This window comes from Aliiruegeria sabulilitoris, assembly GCF_001558155.1.
Lineage (GTDB): Bacteria > Pseudomonadota > Alphaproteobacteria > Rhodobacterales > Rhodobacteraceae > Tropicimonas > Tropicimonas sabulilitoris.
The window spans coordinates 222,581-236,629 of sequence record NZ_LOAS01000011.1 but is presented as its reverse complement, the minus strand read 5'-3'; the positions used below and the strand labels follow the sequence as shown (position 1 = coordinate 236,629).

At 62.1% G+C, this 14,049-nt stretch carries 15 protein-coding genes and 1 tRNA gene; 7 read left to right on the top strand and 9 right to left on the bottom strand.

Annotated elements, in window-relative coordinates:
- The first annotated feature begins 178 nt into the window (after positions 1 to 178).
- Positions 179 to 1,672 (top strand): primase-helicase family protein, encoded by a 1,494-nt coding sequence (locus AX756_RS12375; RefSeq protein ID WP_156461482.1) that lies wholly within the window; start codon positions 179 to 181, stop codon positions 1,670 to 1,672.
- A 528-nt stretch (positions 1,673 to 2,200) separates the two neighbouring features.
- Here the strand turns inward: AX756_RS12375 and AX756_RS12365 are convergent.
- The 6 genes from AX756_RS12365 to AX756_RS12340 all read right to left on the bottom strand — a co-directional run bounded on the left by AX756_RS12365 (position 2,201) and on the right by AX756_RS12340 (position 6,988).
- Positions 2,201 to 2,275, bottom strand: a tRNA-Gln gene (locus tag AX756_RS12365).
- Positions 2,276 to 2,358: 83 nt separating this feature from the next.
- Positions 2,359 to 3,192, bottom strand: a complete 834-nt coding sequence (kdsA, locus tag AX756_RS12360; RefSeq protein WP_068311591.1) for a 3-deoxy-8-phosphooctulonate synthase — start codon at positions 3,190 to 3,192, stop codon at positions 2,359 to 2,361.
- Positions 3,193 to 3,211: 19 nt separating this feature from the next.
- Positions 3,212 to 4,795, bottom strand: a complete 1,584-nt coding sequence (locus tag AX756_RS12355; protein WP_068311589.1) for a KpsE/RkpR family capsule polysaccharide export protein — start codon at positions 4,793 to 4,795, stop codon at positions 3,212 to 3,214.
- Positions 4,779 to 5,432: an ABC transporter ATP-binding protein gene (locus AX756_RS12350; protein ID WP_068311587.1), complete on the bottom strand. Its 654-nt coding sequence runs from the start codon at positions 5,430 to 5,432 to the stop codon at positions 4,779 to 4,781. The genes AX756_RS12355 and AX756_RS12350 overlap by 17 nt, the downstream gene beginning before the upstream one ends.
- Positions 5,433 to 5,610: 178 nt before the next feature.
- On the bottom strand, positions 5,611 to 6,651 hold the full coding sequence (locus tag AX756_RS12345) for a permease (protein ID WP_068311585.1): 1,041 nt from the start codon (positions 6,649 to 6,651) through the stop codon (positions 5,611 to 5,613).
- Positions 6,644 to 6,988 (bottom strand): ArsR/SmtB family transcription factor, encoded by a 345-nt coding sequence (locus tag AX756_RS12340; RefSeq protein ID WP_068311583.1) that lies wholly within the window; start codon positions 6,986 to 6,988, stop codon positions 6,644 to 6,646. The genes AX756_RS12345 and AX756_RS12340 overlap by 8 nt, the downstream gene beginning before the upstream one ends.
- Before the next feature lie 87 nt (positions 6,989 to 7,075).
- On the opposite strand from AX756_RS12340, the gene AX756_RS12335 reads away from it, so the two are divergent.
- From AX756_RS12335 to aspS, 3 genes are all read left to right on the top strand, one after another.
- Entirely contained in the window at positions 7,076 to 7,669 is a 594-nt protein-coding gene (locus AX756_RS12335) for a uracil-DNA glycosylase family protein (protein WP_068311581.1), read from the top strand.
- Positions 7,666 to 8,460 (top strand): SseB family protein, encoded by a 795-nt coding sequence (locus AX756_RS12330; RefSeq protein WP_068311579.1) that lies wholly within the window; start codon positions 7,666 to 7,668, stop codon positions 8,458 to 8,460. The genes AX756_RS12335 and AX756_RS12330 overlap by 4 nt, the downstream gene beginning before the upstream one ends.
- A 336-nt stretch (positions 8,461 to 8,796) precedes the next feature.
- A complete protein-coding gene (gene aspS, locus AX756_RS12325; RefSeq protein WP_068311577.1) occupies positions 8,797 to 10,755 on the top strand; it encodes an aspartate--tRNA ligase in 1,959 nt (652 codons plus the stop codon).
- 81 nt (positions 10,756 to 10,836) lie between these two features.
- On the opposite strand, the gene AX756_RS12320 is transcribed toward aspS, so the two are convergent.
- Entirely contained in the window at positions 10,837 to 11,556 is a 720-nt protein-coding gene (locus AX756_RS12320; protein ID WP_068311575.1) for a response regulator, read from the bottom strand.
- 157 nt (positions 11,557 to 11,713) lie between these two features.
- Here AX756_RS12320 and mce point away from each other — a divergent pair, with 157 nt between their 5' ends.
- From mce to AX756_RS12305, 3 genes are all read left to right on the top strand, one after another.
- Positions 11,714 to 12,121 (top strand): methylmalonyl-CoA epimerase, encoded by a 408-nt coding sequence (gene mce / locus AX756_RS12315; RefSeq protein ID WP_068311573.1) that lies wholly within the window; start codon positions 11,714 to 11,716, stop codon positions 12,119 to 12,121.
- Between the two features lie 104 nt (positions 12,122 to 12,225).
- Positions 12,226 to 12,525, top strand: coding sequence for a DUF1467 family protein (locus AX756_RS12310; protein WP_068311571.1), 300 nt, complete (start codon positions 12,226 to 12,228; stop codon positions 12,523 to 12,525).
- Position 12,526: 1 nt separating this feature from the next.
- The gene (locus AX756_RS12305; RefSeq protein WP_068311569.1) at positions 12,527 to 12,766 is read left to right on the top strand and encodes a putative hemolysin; all 240 of its coding nucleotides are present in this window, start codon (positions 12,527 to 12,529) and stop codon (positions 12,764 to 12,766) included.
- Here the strand turns inward: AX756_RS12305 and AX756_RS12300 are convergent.
- Positions 12,753 to 13,478 (bottom strand): EI24 domain-containing protein, encoded by a 726-nt coding sequence (locus tag AX756_RS12300; RefSeq protein ID WP_156461480.1) that lies wholly within the window; start codon positions 13,476 to 13,478, stop codon positions 12,753 to 12,755. The genes AX756_RS12305 and AX756_RS12300 overlap by 14 nt on opposite strands.
- Positions 13,463 to 14,041: a nitroreductase family protein gene (locus tag AX756_RS12295; RefSeq protein WP_068311567.1), complete on the bottom strand. Its 579-nt coding sequence runs from the start codon at positions 14,039 to 14,041 to the stop codon at positions 13,463 to 13,465. The genes AX756_RS12300 and AX756_RS12295 overlap by 16 nt, the downstream gene beginning before the upstream one ends.
- Between the last annotated feature and the right edge of the window lie 8 nt (positions 14,042 to 14,049).

Here is a 14,049-nt window from a genome sequence, read left to right as displayed (position 1 = left end):
TCGCCCGGAAGTCCACATCGTCCCAGTGGTTCTCCCGATGGTCCCCTAGACATTTTTCTCTGAAGGGCTTGAAACCTGATCCACGCATTCCCACCTGCGTTAGTCCGGACGAACCCTATCTAATCTGAACTAATCTTTTTATTAACTCGTCCGGGGCCGCCACTCTAGCCGCAATAGGGTGGAAAAGAAGGTAAAACATAGAGTTTTGAAACCATTAGATTTTTCAGGAACTATCCAACCGAATACTGTCAACGAAAAACCCAACAAGCAGCATACTAGGCCCGTCCCGAAGCCGAAACCGGAGGAGCCACGAGAGGAGGATATCGCTGCACTCAGCAAAGCGATGGCTGACTGGTACGTCCGACGGGAGAATAAGTACCAACTCGCCGATAACCCGGCCAACACGATTTCCAAGAACGACATAGAAAGAGCATCGCTTTACCGTTTCCGGAAGCATTTCCCCGGCATCGATCTATCCAACGAGCTGATCAAGGCGGTCTACCAGCGAGCTATCGAGGATAAGCACAGCAACGCAGAACAGTCGATCCAAGTGTGGGATGGGACCTTCGTTTGCCGCCCTGACGACCATCGCAGGATAATACCGAATGACGGCTTCGTAACTCTTAACACCTGGAGACGTCCCCGGTACCGCGATCTGCTACCAATGGACACCGACACCTCTTGGTTCGATCAGTTTCTGGAGGCCAGCTTTCCTCACGAGCCCGATCGCAGGGTCTTCACGGATTGGCTTTCGTGGAACCTCCAATACGAAGCCAAGAAACCGGGATGGGCTATTTTCCTTTGTTCGCGAAGCAAGGGAACGGGGAAGAGTACCCTCTGCCAGTTGGTCACTCGCCTATTCGGTGAGCAGAACTCGTTTACTCAGAACAGTGTCGAGAAGATCACCAGCCGGTTCAACCTGCCGATGCTTCAGAGCAAGCTGGTGGTATCGGAGGAACTGAAGCTCAAGTCCGACTCGTCTCAGGGAAACACGCTGAAGACCTACATCACCGAGGAAGTCACGTCCTCAGAGGCAAAGGGAAGAGAGGTGCAGCGGGTCAGGCAGTACTGTTGTTTCCTGTTCACTTCCAATCACCTCCCTATGTGGATCGAGGCTGATGATCGCCGATACTACGTCATCGACGTCGATCACGATGGTCATGCCTCTGGCCCCCGAGCGAAGGAGTTCCGGGAGATGGTCGGTCGGGTTCGTCAGCGCATGGACGATGAGAAAAGTCTGGCCGCTCTCTATCTTAGGCTGATGAAGCACCAGCAGGCGGGTGAGTTCGACCCCACGAGCCTGAACCTCGCCACAATGTCAAACCCGATCATGCGGCAGATCCAGAGCGCGTCTCGGCAAGTAGCCCTGGAGCAACTTGAGGAGCATCTTGCAGCCATCAAGCAGTTCGCGGTACCGCAGGAAGACCTCGTTGAGTTCCTAAAGAAAGACATGGGCAGTAACGTGAACCGACTACGTCACCTCATGATCGAACTTCGATGGCGAAACGAAAAGGTCAAATGGGGAGCCAAGGATTACGCCAGATCTATCTGGGTCCATCCCGGCTACTGGGTCGATCGAGGCCACGTTCATGGTCCTGACGGCTATAAGAGTAAGATCGTGGACAATTCAGGAGGTTTCTACGACATCGACGTGGAGATCATCGATGAGTGATAGTCCGTATATTGAATTCCGAGACCATGGCAGAGCGTGGTTTGAAGATGTGATAAGAAACCACTACGAGGAGGCTCTTGCGAGGGCCAACTCACTGCTGGATGAAGCCACCGTGGATGAGAACGGTTGCTACGTCACTGAGACGATCAGTCCGCAGAAGCTTCGGTTCCTTGGTCGTCAGGAAAGGGCGTATCGGTTCATCTTCTGCTTGTTCAACCACTATGCCGCCAACAGCACGGAGGTGGTACGTCACCGGTGCAATAACCGACGATGTATCAACCCCGACCACATGCAGCTAGGGGACCATCGGGAGAACCACTGGGACGATGTGGACTTCCGGGCGAACGGGGTGGACTTCCGGTTGATCTAACTGAGGCGGTGGCTATGCCTCCACCAGCCGCCTAAACCTCGGCACCCGTCGTACCCGTTCCACTGCAAACGGGTGTCTCGGGTGTCGGGGCATTAACTGGGGCACTTCCGGCCTCCCAGCCGCTCCCGGAGGTCATTAGAACTTGTCGCTGGATCCACTGGCTGGGGTGGTAGGATTCGAACCTACGATACACGGTACCAAAAACCGCTGCCTTACCACTTGGCTACACCCCAGCAGCGGAGGGCTTCTTACTTGCTGCTGTAGACCCTCGCAAGCCCTTCTTCGAAAAAAAAACCTATAAATCGTTCCCGGTGATTCAAAGGCGGATCGGGCTGGCCTTGGCGATACGGTCGATGGAGGCGAGAACACCCAGGAGTTCCGGCATCTGGCGCAAGGGGATCATGTTGGGTCCGTCGGACGGGGCCTCGTCCGGGGCGTCGTGGGTCTCGATGAATACCGCGGCAATACCGAGCGCGGTGGCGGCGCGGGCCATGACCGGGGCAAACTCGCGCTGTCCGCCACTGGAGCCGCCGAGCCCGCCGGGCTGTTGCACGGCATGGGTTGCGTCCATGACCACGGGATAGCCTGTGCCCATCATCTGCGGCAGGCTGCGCATGTCCGCGACCAGCGCATTGTAGCCAAAGCTGCTGCCGCGCTCGGTCAGCAAGATCCGGCGATTGCCGGTCGAGGCAACCTTATCCGCCACGTTCTGCATGTCCCAGGGGGCGAGGAACTGGCCCTTCTTGATATTCACGACCGCGCCGGTCTCGCCGGCGGCGAGCAGCAGGTCCGTCTGACGGCAGAGGAAGGCCGGGATTTGCAGGATATCCACCGCTTCGGCAGCCGGGGCGCATTGCTCCGGGCTGTGGATGTCGGTCAGAACCGGGCAACCGACCCGGGCCCGGATCTCGGCCAGCATTTCCAGGCCCGTCTCAAGGCCGGGGCCGCGACGACCAGAGAGCGAGGTCCGGTTGGCCTTGTCATAGGAGGCCTTGAAGACGAAGCCGAGCTCAGCCTCGGCGCAGGCTGCGGCGAGGGCAGAGGCGATCATCAGGGAGTGATCGAGCGATTCGAGTTGGCAAGGGCCGGCGATCACGGTGAGAGGGCGATCATTGCCGATCACCAGATCACCGACGGTCACATCGATCATGGAAACCTCCGTCCGTCCGTCAGGACGATATCTGTTCTCGCAGCACCGAAGCGGTCAGCGATATCATCAGATAAATACCCGCAAAGATGAGGAATGCCAGCAAGGTATTTTCGAAGGCGCGGGGATAGGTGGGCTCGTCCGGTGCAACAGGCCGAACGCCGACCGCCATGTAGCGCACTTGGCGATTGGCCTCGATCCGAGACAGTTCGAGCTGCTGCGCGGCCTGCTGCAGCAGGAGCTGCCGGGTTGCCAACTCGGCCTCGGCGATGCGTAGCTGCCCGGTGATGCGGGCAAGCGAAGCCTCCCCGGTGCCGCTTTCCGTCATGGTCGATCGCAGGTGCTCGATCAACGCATCCAGTCTCGCGATGTCCCCCTGGACGCCGCTCATGCGCGCCGCGTTCGGCCGCGAGTTGGCCTTGAGTTGTTCAAGTTGCAGTTGCTTCTCGTAAAGCTGCATCTCGAATTTCGTGATCTGCTGCATCAGCGCACCGGTCTCGGTCGCCGGGTCGATCACGCCGAGATCCTCCTGCAGGGCGAGCACTTTCTGCTGCGCATCGCGCACCTTCTGTTCCGAATCCGCGTAGCTGTCCTGGGCACCGGACATCTGGTCTTCGCGCAGGCGTTGGGACAGGTTGTCGACCTGTTGCTCGGCATAACCGATCAACGCCTCGGCAAAACCCTGGCTTACCGCCGGATCGGCCGCGATGACTTCCATCTTCAGAATGCCCTCGGTCGGGTCATAGCCGACCTTCACATTGCGCTGATACAGGCGATAGGCAGCTTCGTTGGTGGCATCGGCTTCGAGGCGTTGGATCGGGTCGATCCAATCCTGCGAGAAATGTGCCTTGAAGCCCAACTCGTCGTCCAGCCGCATCATCGCGTCGCGCGATTGCAGATAGGACTGCACGGTCGTGCTGTCCTGAATCACGGTGAGGCTGGCGACCTGGGACAGGCCGCCCAGGCTGGCCGATGCGGCAGAATCGGCCTGCTGGATCACGAACTCGGATTTCGTCGCGTACATTGGCGTCGCCCGAAACGCGAAATACCAGCCCGCCAGAAGTGCGGGAAGAAGGACGAAAACGGCCAGGCGGACCAGTAGCAGAAGGCTCTTGCGCCGGCGGCGCGCGGCAATGTCGCGCTGGATCCGGAAAATCTCCTCGGCCTGGTCGGTGGGCGGAACGACGGTGTGGCCGGGCAAGGCCGGCGGCGCGGAGCGCACCACCGTCTGCGGAAGCTGGATCTGGCTGCCAGATGCCGGGCCGTTCTGGTTGGAGACCAGTTCGAGCATGGGCGCGCGGCGGAACGGGTCGATCCCCCTGGCACGCAGCAGGCGTACCGCGTCGAAATCCGAGGTCGGCGCCAGTCCGTGTTTCTGTGCCGTGCGGCGGGCCATGCGAAGCTGCCGGCCAGTCAGGCCTTCCTTTCGGATCGCGGCAATATCGGCCTCCGAGGCGACTTCCTGGGGCGTGTCGATCTCGCCCGACCGAGCGGGCCGGGATGCCTGTGCGGAGGCGGTGTCCTGCGCGGCCGTGGCGGGCGTTTCACCCGCTTCTGCCAGCGGGGCACCCCGTCTGAGGCGATATTTCTTAGCCTTTGTAGTCATAAAGCTGTGCTGCCTCTTCCAGGGTGTCGAACATGTGTAGTTTGCCACCTCGCAGCACCGCGGCGCTACGGGCGAATTTCTCAAGGGTCTTGGGCTGGTGCGACACGATCACGATCGTCGTCTTGGTCAGCCGCTCTCGCAGGATGGAGCCGGCCTTGCGGTTGAATTCCACATCGGCGGAATTGGGCATCCCCTCGTCGATCAGGTAGATGTCGAAATCCAGCGCCAGCAGGAGCGCGAAACAAAAGCGCGCGCGCATACCGGTCGAGTATGTGCCAACCGGCATGTCGAAATACTCTTCCAGATTGCACATCCAGCGCACGAAGGCTTCGACGTAATCGGGGTCCAACGCGTAGAGCTGCGCGATATAGCGGGCATTTTCCGTGCCGCTATGCCGATTGACCACGCCGCCCATGAAGCCCAGCGGGAAGGAAACACGGCTGGAGCGCCGGATCTCGCCTTCATCGGGTTTTTCCAGCCCGGCCATCATGTTGATGATGGTCGTCTTGCCGGTGCCATTGGGGGCGAGGATTCCAAGTGAGCGGCCGATTTCCACGCGCAGGTTGGCGCGATCAAGAATCACCTTGCGCTGCGTGCCCGTCCAGAAGGACTTACTCACGTTGTCAAACTCGATCATTTACCGGTTCCGGCCTGCCTGGCCGTCACTTTCGACCCGACGGCATTTCATTGCGGTTAACTATGGCCCTGATTTTTGGCGCCATTATGTCTGCCAAATTGGGAATACTGCAAGAATTTAGGCAAAATGGACGCAAAGCGACCCGATGGCCGCTTTGCGTATGCTCGTTCGGGCGCCTTCAGGCGATGGCGCCCCAGCTCAGGCCGGCCAGCAGGGCGCCAATCATCGCAAAGCCCAGGTAGCCAGCGAAGACCCGGGGCTTGACCAATGCCCAGACGGCCACAGCCGCCGGGACACAGCTGATGCCACCGGCCAGCGCGAAGGACATCGCCGCGCCATTCGCCATGCCCTGTTGCAGAAGGGCATCGATCAGCGGCACCGCGGCATAGCCATTCAGATAGGCCGGCGCGCCGACGATGGCACCAAGCAGGACCGGCCGGATCCCCTCGCCGCCAAGCAGTTGCGCGATGGCCTCCGCCGGAACGTATTCCAGCATCAGCGCCTCCAGCAGGTAAGCCAGCAGCAGCCACTTGAACAGGAACGGGCCGTTTTCGCGGATCGAGGCCCAGAAGGCGGTACGCCGCTCAGGGTCCGGCCAGAATTTCCAGACCGGCTTGCCCGAGAAGGGTTTGCCGCATCCACAGCTGCTGCCGCAGCCCGTTTGAGGTTTTTTGCGCAGAGGATCGGCAAAGACGGGTGTGTTGGCAAACAGGCGCACGCCGAAGCCGCCGAGCAAGCCTAGGCCGATTGCCGCGACCGTCTTGGCGAGCGCGAATTCCCAGCCCAGCGTGCCGGAGGTGATCAGGAACATGGCCGGGTCCATCAGCGGCGAGGATAGCCAGAAGGCCATGACCGCCGAAAGCGGCGCGCCGAGCGCCAGCATGGCGGCGATGAAGGGGATGACCTCGCAGGAACAGAAGGGCGACAGTCCGCCCGCAACGGCAGCGAGGAAGATCATGCGCACCTCGCGCCCCTCGAAGGCGCGGGCCAGCAGGTTTTCGGCCCCGGTTGCCTTCAGCAGCGCCACGGCGAGCACGGCAAAGATGATGAAGGGCGCGGTGTGGCCGAGTGCGCCGAGGGCGAATTCGATCGTAGGAAACGTCTGAGGCGTGTCGAACAGGGCGACAGCGAGCGGAATTGCGGCGATGAACAGCCAGACCTTGTCGGTCCGCCGCCAAAACGTGGGCAGGCGGGGAGGGGTTTGGGTCGTGTCACTCATGGTTGTGGCCTTCGGCAGGGGCGTCGCAATCGGCGCAGCATTCGGAGAGGAGGAATTCGGAGAGCGTCCGGATCTCGTCATAGGCAACCGCGGCGCAGATCACGCTACGCCCCTTCTTGCTCTGGTGGACAAGCCCGGCCTGGTTCAGGATCTTGACGTGATGGGTTAACGTGGAGCCCGTCACACCGCTGCGCTCACCCAGCTTTCCGATGGGCAGCCCCTCCGGCCCGGCGCGCACGAGGGTCCGTAGCACCATCAGGCGTTGCTCGGAGCCAAGCGCGGCGAAAGTGGAGGCGGCTAGTTCCAGGGGAACGGAGCTGGGGGTCTGGTCGGTCATAAGATGATATTTCTATATTTCTAGAAATATCGCAATAGTAAAATAGTCCCACTGTTACCAGTGGTATGTCGTGGAGCGTATGGCGAAGTGCCTGTTCAAGAGCTTGTTCCGAGGATCGAGTCCTGCCGCCTGTGCGCTCAAAGATTCGCACAGACCGAGACGGCGCATGAACCGCGCCCGGTTGTCTGGTTTCGTCCTGGTGCGCGGATCCTGATCGCGGGACAGGCGCCGGGCGCGCGAGTGCACGCGGCGGGCATCCCCTTTCACGACCCGTCCGGTGACCGGCTGCGCGACTGGCTCGGTCTCGGGCGCGACGCATTCTACGACCGCGATCGGGTGGCGATCATCCCCATGGCCTTCTGCTTTCCAGGCTACGCCAAGGGAGCGGACCTGCCGCCACCGGCAATCTGCGCGAAGACTTGGCGCGACGCCGTACTGGCCCATGCCGGCCCGTTCGCGGTGACCATCCTCGTCGGCGGCTACGCGCAGAAATACCACCTGAAAGCGGCCGCTTCGGGCGGCGTCACGCGTACCGTGGCCGCTTGGCGCGACTTTGCGCCCGAAACCTTCCCCTTGCCCCATCCGTCCTGGCGCAATACGGCGTGGCTGAAGAAAAACCCCTGGTTCGAGGCGGAGCTCCTGCCGGTGCTGCGCGAACGGGTACGAGAGGTGATGGCATGAGCGACGAGACAACACCCCTGGACGCGGCCCATGCGGCGATGATGGCCGCGCCGGAAGATGGCGCGGCGCGGCTGCGGTTCTACGAGCGGCTGGCCGATTCCGAGCTGTTCCTTCTGCTGGAGAAGGAAGCGGAAGATGACAGTATCGCTCCGCAGCTCTTCCCGCTGGAAGACGGCTCGGTGGTGCTCGTCTTCGACAGGGAGTCGCGGCTGGGAGATTTTCTCGGAAAGCCAGCGCATTTCGCAGCGCTCTCCGGGCGTCAGGCAGTGAAGCTGCTGGCGGGGCAGGGGATCGGGCTTGGCGTCAATCTCGGCACGGAAGGGTCGGAGATCGTCCTGCCCGCGGAAGCCGTGGACTGGCTCGCCCAGACGCTGGAGCATGCACCTCAACAGGCCGAGGAACGCCCGGACGAGTTGCTGCCGCCCGGCAATGTGCCCGAGGCGCTTCTCGCCGGGCTGGATACAAAGCTCGCAACGGCGGCGGGGCTTGCCAGGCTCGTCTACCTCGCTGGTGTGCGCTACGAGAGCGGCCGCCAAACGCATATGCTGGCCTTTGTCGATGCGGTCCCGGGCGCGGAGAACGCGCTGGCCACGGCGGCGAGTGAGGCGCTGACCTTCTCCGGGCTGGAAGCCGGCGAGATGGACGTGGCCTTTTTCGCGGCCAACGATCCGATCACGGCGCGGCTGGCGCGCGTCGGCCTGCGATTCGAGCTGCCCGAGCCGCCGAAACACGAGATCACCGAGATTTCTCCGCCCGGTATGGATCCCGACGCGCCCCCGATTCTCAAGTAGTGCCGCGCCCTAGACCCGCCGAAGGCGGGCCACCCCCAACCGTCCCCTGAGCGCGCGGAACGCGCGGATAGGAGGACCGGCGGGAGCCCCCCGATCAAGCGTTCCTGTTCCTAGAAGAATGATCCGGTCTTTTTCACGGCTCCGGGGGGCTTCCCTCCCGTCGTCGCTGCATCGAAGATGCGCTCCTCCCGTCGGGCGTGGCGCGCGCTGCGCGCGCGTGAGATATCTTGCAGTGAGCCGCCACATGTCCACGGAATCGGCCAGCTTGGCTTGACATCCCGCGCGGCAAGCGCTGTATCGGCCCGAACCGTCGAATTCCGCCGAAAGGGCCCCGATATGCACGCCTATCGCAGCATGACCTGCGCCGATCTCACCCGCGAAAACGTGGGTGATACCGTTCGTCTCTCCGGCTGGGTCCACAGGATCCGCGACCATGGCGGCATCCTCTTCATCGACCTGCGCGACCATTACGGGATCACCCAGGTCCTGTGCGACCCCGACAGCCCGGTCTTTGCCGAGGTCGAGAAACTGCGCTCGGAATTTTGTATTCGCATCGACGGCAACGTGATGGCGCGGGCAGATGATCTGGTCAATCCGAAGCTTCCCACGGGCGAAGTCGAGGTCTTCATCCGCGACATGGAAGTGCTCGGCGCCGCCGAAGAGCTGCCACTGATGGTCTTCGGCGATCAGGAATACCCGGAAGAAACCCGCCTGCGCTATCGCTACCTCGACCTGCGCCGCGAGCAGATGCAGACCAGCATGAAGCTGCGCTCCGATGTCGTGGCCTCCATGCGCAAGCGCATGTGGGCGCAGGATTTCCGTGAGTACCAGACGCCGATCATCACCGCCTCCTCGCCCGAGGGCGCGCGCGACTTCCTCGTGCCCTCGCGTCTGCACCCCGGCAAGTTCTACGCGTTGCCGCAGGCGCCGCAGCAATTCAAGCAGCTGATGATGGTCGCCGGCTTCGACAAGTATTTCCAGATCGCGCCCTGTTTCCGCGACGAGGACCCGCGCGCCGACCGCTCGCCCACCGATTTTTACCAGCTCGACATGGAGATGTCCTTTATCGAGCAGCAGGACGTGTTCGACGCGATAGCCCCGGTTCTGGCTGGCGTCTTCGAGGAGTTCGGCGGTGGCCGCAAGGTCGACGCCGCCGCTGACTGGCCGCAGATCTCCTATCGCGATTCCGCGCTCTGGTACGGCACCGACAAGCCGGACATGCGCAACCCGATCAAGATGCAGGAGGTCTCCGAGCATTTCCGCGGCTCGGGTTTTGCCATCTTTGCCAAGCTGCTGGAGCAGGACGGCACCCAGATCCGCGCCATTCCGGCTCCCACGGGCGGATCGCGCAAGTTCTGCGACCGGATGAACAAGTTCGCCCAGCAGGAGGGCCTGCCGGGGATGGGCTACATCTTCTGGCGAGCGCGCCCTGCCTCCCAAGCCTATAGTGTAGTCAAATCCTGGATTGAAACAGGTGAAGCCGACTTGTCGGAACTTCAGGGCAACACCGAAGACACTCAGAACGCGCTGGAAACAATCGCGAGGCTACTTCAGTCCGGCGATTCTTTGGATCGGAGAAAGGCCGAGAGTTTAAATGAACTCTACTGTGGTCCTGTGGAAGCCGCGGGACCGCTGGCCAAGAATATCGGCCCGGAACGCACGGAGGCCATCCGCCAGCAGCTCGGCCTTGGTGTGGGCGACGCGGCCTTCTTCCTTGGCGGTAAGCCGTCTGTCTTCGAAAAGGTCGCCGGCAAGGCGCGCGACGTGATCGGCAACGAGCTCGGCCTGACCGAAAAGGACCGCTTCGCCTTTGCCTGGATCGTGGATTTCCCGATCTACGAAAAGGACGACGAGACCGGCGAGATCGATTTCGAGCACAACCCCTTCTCCATGCCGCAAGGCGGGCTGGAAGCGCTCGAAGGCGACCCGCTGGAGGTGCTCGGCTACCAGTATGACCTGGCCTGCAACGGCTACGAGATCCTGTCGGGCGCGATCCGGAACCACCGTCCGGAGATCATGTTCAAGGCGTTCGAGCTGGCCGGTTATCCGAAGGAAGAAGTGATCAAGCGCTTCGGCGGCATGGTCAACGCCTTCCGCTTCGGCGCCCCGCCGCACGGTGGCTGCGCGGCCGGGATCGACCGGATCGTCATGCTGCTGGCCGATGAGGCGAACATCCGCGAGGTCATGCTCTTCCCGATGAACCAGCGGGCCGAAGATCTTATGATGGGCGCGCCTTCCGAGCCCAGCAACGAACAGCTGCGCGAACTTTCGCTGCGGGTCATCCCACAGGAATAACGCGGCAAACCTGGCACGGCGGAATTGTCTGTTCTGCCGTGCCGAGCGTCCTGCACGAAACCTGTTCGCCGGGGCGTCTGCTCAGATCGGGCCGGTCCCGGTCAGCCGCATATCCACGAGATCGCTGATGTCTCCGAGCGCAGTGCGCGGCGGAAGGCGATTATGGACCGCGGATTGCAGCGCGACAGCCGCAGAGGCCAGGTCGGAATCGCCGGCGCTCTGGGCGACCGAGGACAGGAATTGCGCCACGTATTCCATCTGATCGCTGTCCATCGGATGCGCGATAACCGATGCGATGTGGGAGAGGTCATCCCGCAACGCGATCGGATCCGGGGCTATCTTGTCTGCGCTCACCATCCGGGGCCCGCGCGGGTGTTCGTCCGACGGCAGGTGGGCGAGAACGGCATTTTGGAAGCTTGCAAGGCTGGTGATGGGTTTTTCCAGAAAACCGTCGGCTCCGGCGGCCAGCGCATCTGTCTCCGCGAGGCTTTCGCCGCTGGTGCCGAGAATGACGGGAACGCGCTGATCCGACGCGGCCAGTTCCCGGATCAGGTCTGCCCCGGAACCATCGGGCAGGCCCATATCTACGATCACGGCGCTCGGCCGGTACACGGCAAGGTGGCGATGCGCGGAAGCAAGACAGTCCGCCCGGCGAATGCGCGCCCCGCTGCGCAGGCAGAGCAGGCGTATGGCTTCGCAGGCAAAACGACTATCCTCGACCACGAGAACGGTCAGCCCGAGCAGGGGACGTTCCGGCGTCGGTTTGCGCGCGTTCAGCCGGGAGGTGAGTTCATCCGTCATTGTCCTTCCCTTTCCTCAGTTGCTCCCAATTGAGGGTGATTCTGCCTAACAGGGGGTAAACGGACGCTGCGCCGCAGGCGACAAGCCTTGCGAAACCTGCCCAACCGGCGCGATAAGGCGCGCGAAACGCTTATCACCCCCTCAAAGGAGTCGCAAAATGATCGGACGTCTCAATCACGTCGCCATCGCCGTTCCGGATCTCGAAGCCGCCGCCGAGCAGTACCGCAATACGCTCGGTGCCAAGGTCGGCGAGCCGCAGGACGAGCCGGATCACGGTGTGACCGTCGTTTTCATCGAGCTGCCCAACACCAAGGTCGAACTTCTCTACCCACTGGGCGAGAAATCCCCGATCCAGGGCTTCCTCGACAAGAACCCGGCCGGCGGCATCCACCATATGTGCTACGAAGTGACCGACATCATCGCCGCCCGTGACGCGCTGTTGGAAAAGGGTGCCCGTGTGCTCGGCAATGGCGAGCCCAAGATCGGCGCGCACAAGAACCCGGTCCTCTTCCTGCATCCGAAAGACTTCAACGGCTGCCTGATCGAACTCGAACAGGTCGGCTGAGAGGTTTCCCGTTCAGATCGTAACGGCGAAGGCGGCCTTTCGCCTTTGGCTCCGGCGCATTTGCCGCTACATGCTGATTTGGAATAGAACGGGAAACACTCTAAATGGCGATTACCTCCGCGCTCGTCCTGCTGGCCGTGATCTGGTTCATGGTGCTGTTCATCGTGCTGCCGCTCCGGCTGAAGACGCAGGGCGAGGCGGGGGAGGTTGTCCCGGGCACGCCGGCCTCGGCGCCGACGAACCCACAACTCAAGCGCAAGGCGAAGATCGTCACAATCATCGCCCTGCCGCTTTGGGCGATCACCTGCGCGATCATCCTCACGGACACCATCACGATTGACGATTTCGACCTCTACAGTAGGTTCGGCCCCGGTAGCGGGACCCAATCGACTTCGGAGAACTGAGATGAAACCCCTTTTTTACCTCGCCCTCGCGCTCTGCGCCTTTCCGGTTCTCGCCAAGGCGGCGGGCGACGTTGGTCTGGCAAACCCCGCCTCGGTCTTTTGCGTCGAGAATGGCGGTCAATCCGTGATCGAAACGGAAGCCGATGGTCAACGCGGCTACTGTATCCTCCCCGACGGCACCAAGGTCGACGAGTGGGATTACTTCCGCGAGAACTGGGACAAGGTTCCTAGCGAGACTTAGCCGCCGCCGCGCCTTGCGTTTCCAGCCGATGGTAGAGGTGTGTGAACGTTGCTGCGCCGAGGATCGGCACGAAGAGATTCACGATCGGAATCGATAGCGGTGCGGCCATCAGGGTTCCTGCCAGCCAGATCGTGGGCATGTGACGCTTCCGCGCGGCGCGTGCGCCCTCGCGGCCGACCCGGCGCATGGCGACAAGCTGAAAGTATTCCCGCCCGAGCAAGAAGCCGTTGACCATCCAGAACATGATCGGCGCAAAGGGGCCGACCATGAAATAGAGGATCAGCGCGACAAGGTTCACGGCGATGATCACGCCGAGAAAGTTTATCGAATCCTTCATCGCCTCGCCCCAGTGGACCGGGTCCGCGGGTGGCAGATAGGGGTAATAGCGGGACTCCACGGCGGCGGCCACGTCATCAAGGAAGAAGCCAGTAAAGGCGGAGGCCACCGGCACCATAAGGAAGACCGACGCCACCAGCATGACACCGATGGTTGCCGCCGAGAGCAGCGCATCTGGCCGGCCGAAGCCGTAGCCGAAAATGGTGAAGCTCTCCGGCACCAACCCGCCAACCAGCCAGACCATGCCCCAGGTCGCGGCTGCCAGCAGCGCGATGGTCAGCCCGACGCCCAGCACGAAGACCCGCATGAAGCGGCGGTCCGAGAGCTGGTTGATGGCCTTTGTGAAGTCTGAAACCACGTTCACTTGCGAACCCATTCGGTAATGGCCTCGATATCCGGGCGGGGGCGTTCCGGCGGTGCGATGGTCTCGGTGCCGATATGGAGAAAGGCTGCGACGAATTCATGGGGCCTCAGCTTCAGACCGGCATCGACAAAGGGACGGTCGAACGCCGCCCATCCGGTGAGCCAGTTCGCGCCCCAACCGGCGGCCAGTGCAGCCGCCAGAAGGTTCTGGCAGACTGCGCCCACGGAGAGGATCTGTTCCATCTCCGGCACCGCATCGTCGGGCCGCGGCACGCCTATTACAGTCACCACCAGATCGGCATCGGCGAATTGCCGAACCATCTTCTCGGCCTTCTCCGGGGCGATCCCGAGCGCCAGCGCGCGATCCGAAACCAGCAGTGCAAGCCGTTCGAGCGCCGGCTTCTCCAGCACGATGAAGCGCCAAGGCTCCAGTTTCTTGTGATCCGGGGCGCGCGCGGCAATGGTCAGCAACTCGCGCAGCTGCGTGCCGTCGGGCACCGGCGTTGTCAGCGTCTTGGCCGGGCGGGAGCGCCGTGTAGCAAGAAAATCGAGAACGGCCTGGTTGGACTCGGGCATGAAACCTC

Excerpts from the sequence above, each read along its gene's own strand:
- kdsA (WP_068311591.1), bottom strand. The coding sequence starts at position 3,192 with ATGATCGATGTGACCGTCGGTGATCTGGTGATCGGCAATGATCGCCCT.
- AX756_RS12355 (WP_068311589.1), bottom strand. The coding sequence starts at position 4,795 with ATGACTACAAAGGCTAAGAAATATCGCCTCAGACGGGGTGCCCCGCTG.
- AX756_RS12350 (WP_068311587.1), bottom strand. The coding sequence starts at position 5,432 with ATGATCGAGTTTGACAACGTGAGTAAGTCCTTCTGGACGGGCACGCAG.
- AX756_RS12345 (WP_068311585.1), bottom strand. The coding sequence starts at position 6,651 with ATGAGTGACACGACCCAAACCCCTCCCCGCCTGCCCACGTTTTGGCGG.
- AX756_RS12340 (WP_068311583.1), bottom strand. The coding sequence starts at position 6,988 with ATGACCGACCAGACCCCCAGCTCCGTTCCCCTGGAACTAGCCGCCTCC.
- AX756_RS12330 (WP_068311579.1), top strand. The coding sequence starts at position 7,666 with ATGAGCGACGAGACAACACCCCTGGACGCGGCCCATGCGGCGATGATG.
- aspS (WP_068311577.1), top strand. The coding sequence starts at position 8,797 with ATGCACGCCTATCGCAGCATGACCTGCGCCGATCTCACCCGCGAAAAC.
- AX756_RS12320 (WP_068311575.1), bottom strand. The coding sequence starts at position 11,556 with ATGACGGATGAACTCACCTCCCGGCTGAACGCGCGCAAACCGACGCCG.
- mce (WP_068311573.1), top strand. The coding sequence starts at position 11,714 with ATGATCGGACGTCTCAATCACGTCGCCATCGCCGTTCCGGATCTCGAA.
- AX756_RS12310 (WP_068311571.1), top strand. The coding sequence starts at position 12,226 with ATGGCGATTACCTCCGCGCTCGTCCTGCTGGCCGTGATCTGGTTCATG.
- AX756_RS12305 (WP_068311569.1), top strand. The coding sequence starts at position 12,527 with ATGAAACCCCTTTTTTACCTCGCCCTCGCGCTCTGCGCCTTTCCGGTT.
- AX756_RS12300 (WP_156461480.1), bottom strand. The coding sequence starts at position 13,478 with ATGGGTTCGCAAGTGAACGTGGTTTCAGACTTCACAAAGGCCATCAAC.
- AX756_RS12295 (WP_068311567.1), bottom strand. The coding sequence starts at position 14,041 with ATGCCCGAGTCCAACCAGGCCGTTCTCGATTTTCTTGCTACACGGCGC.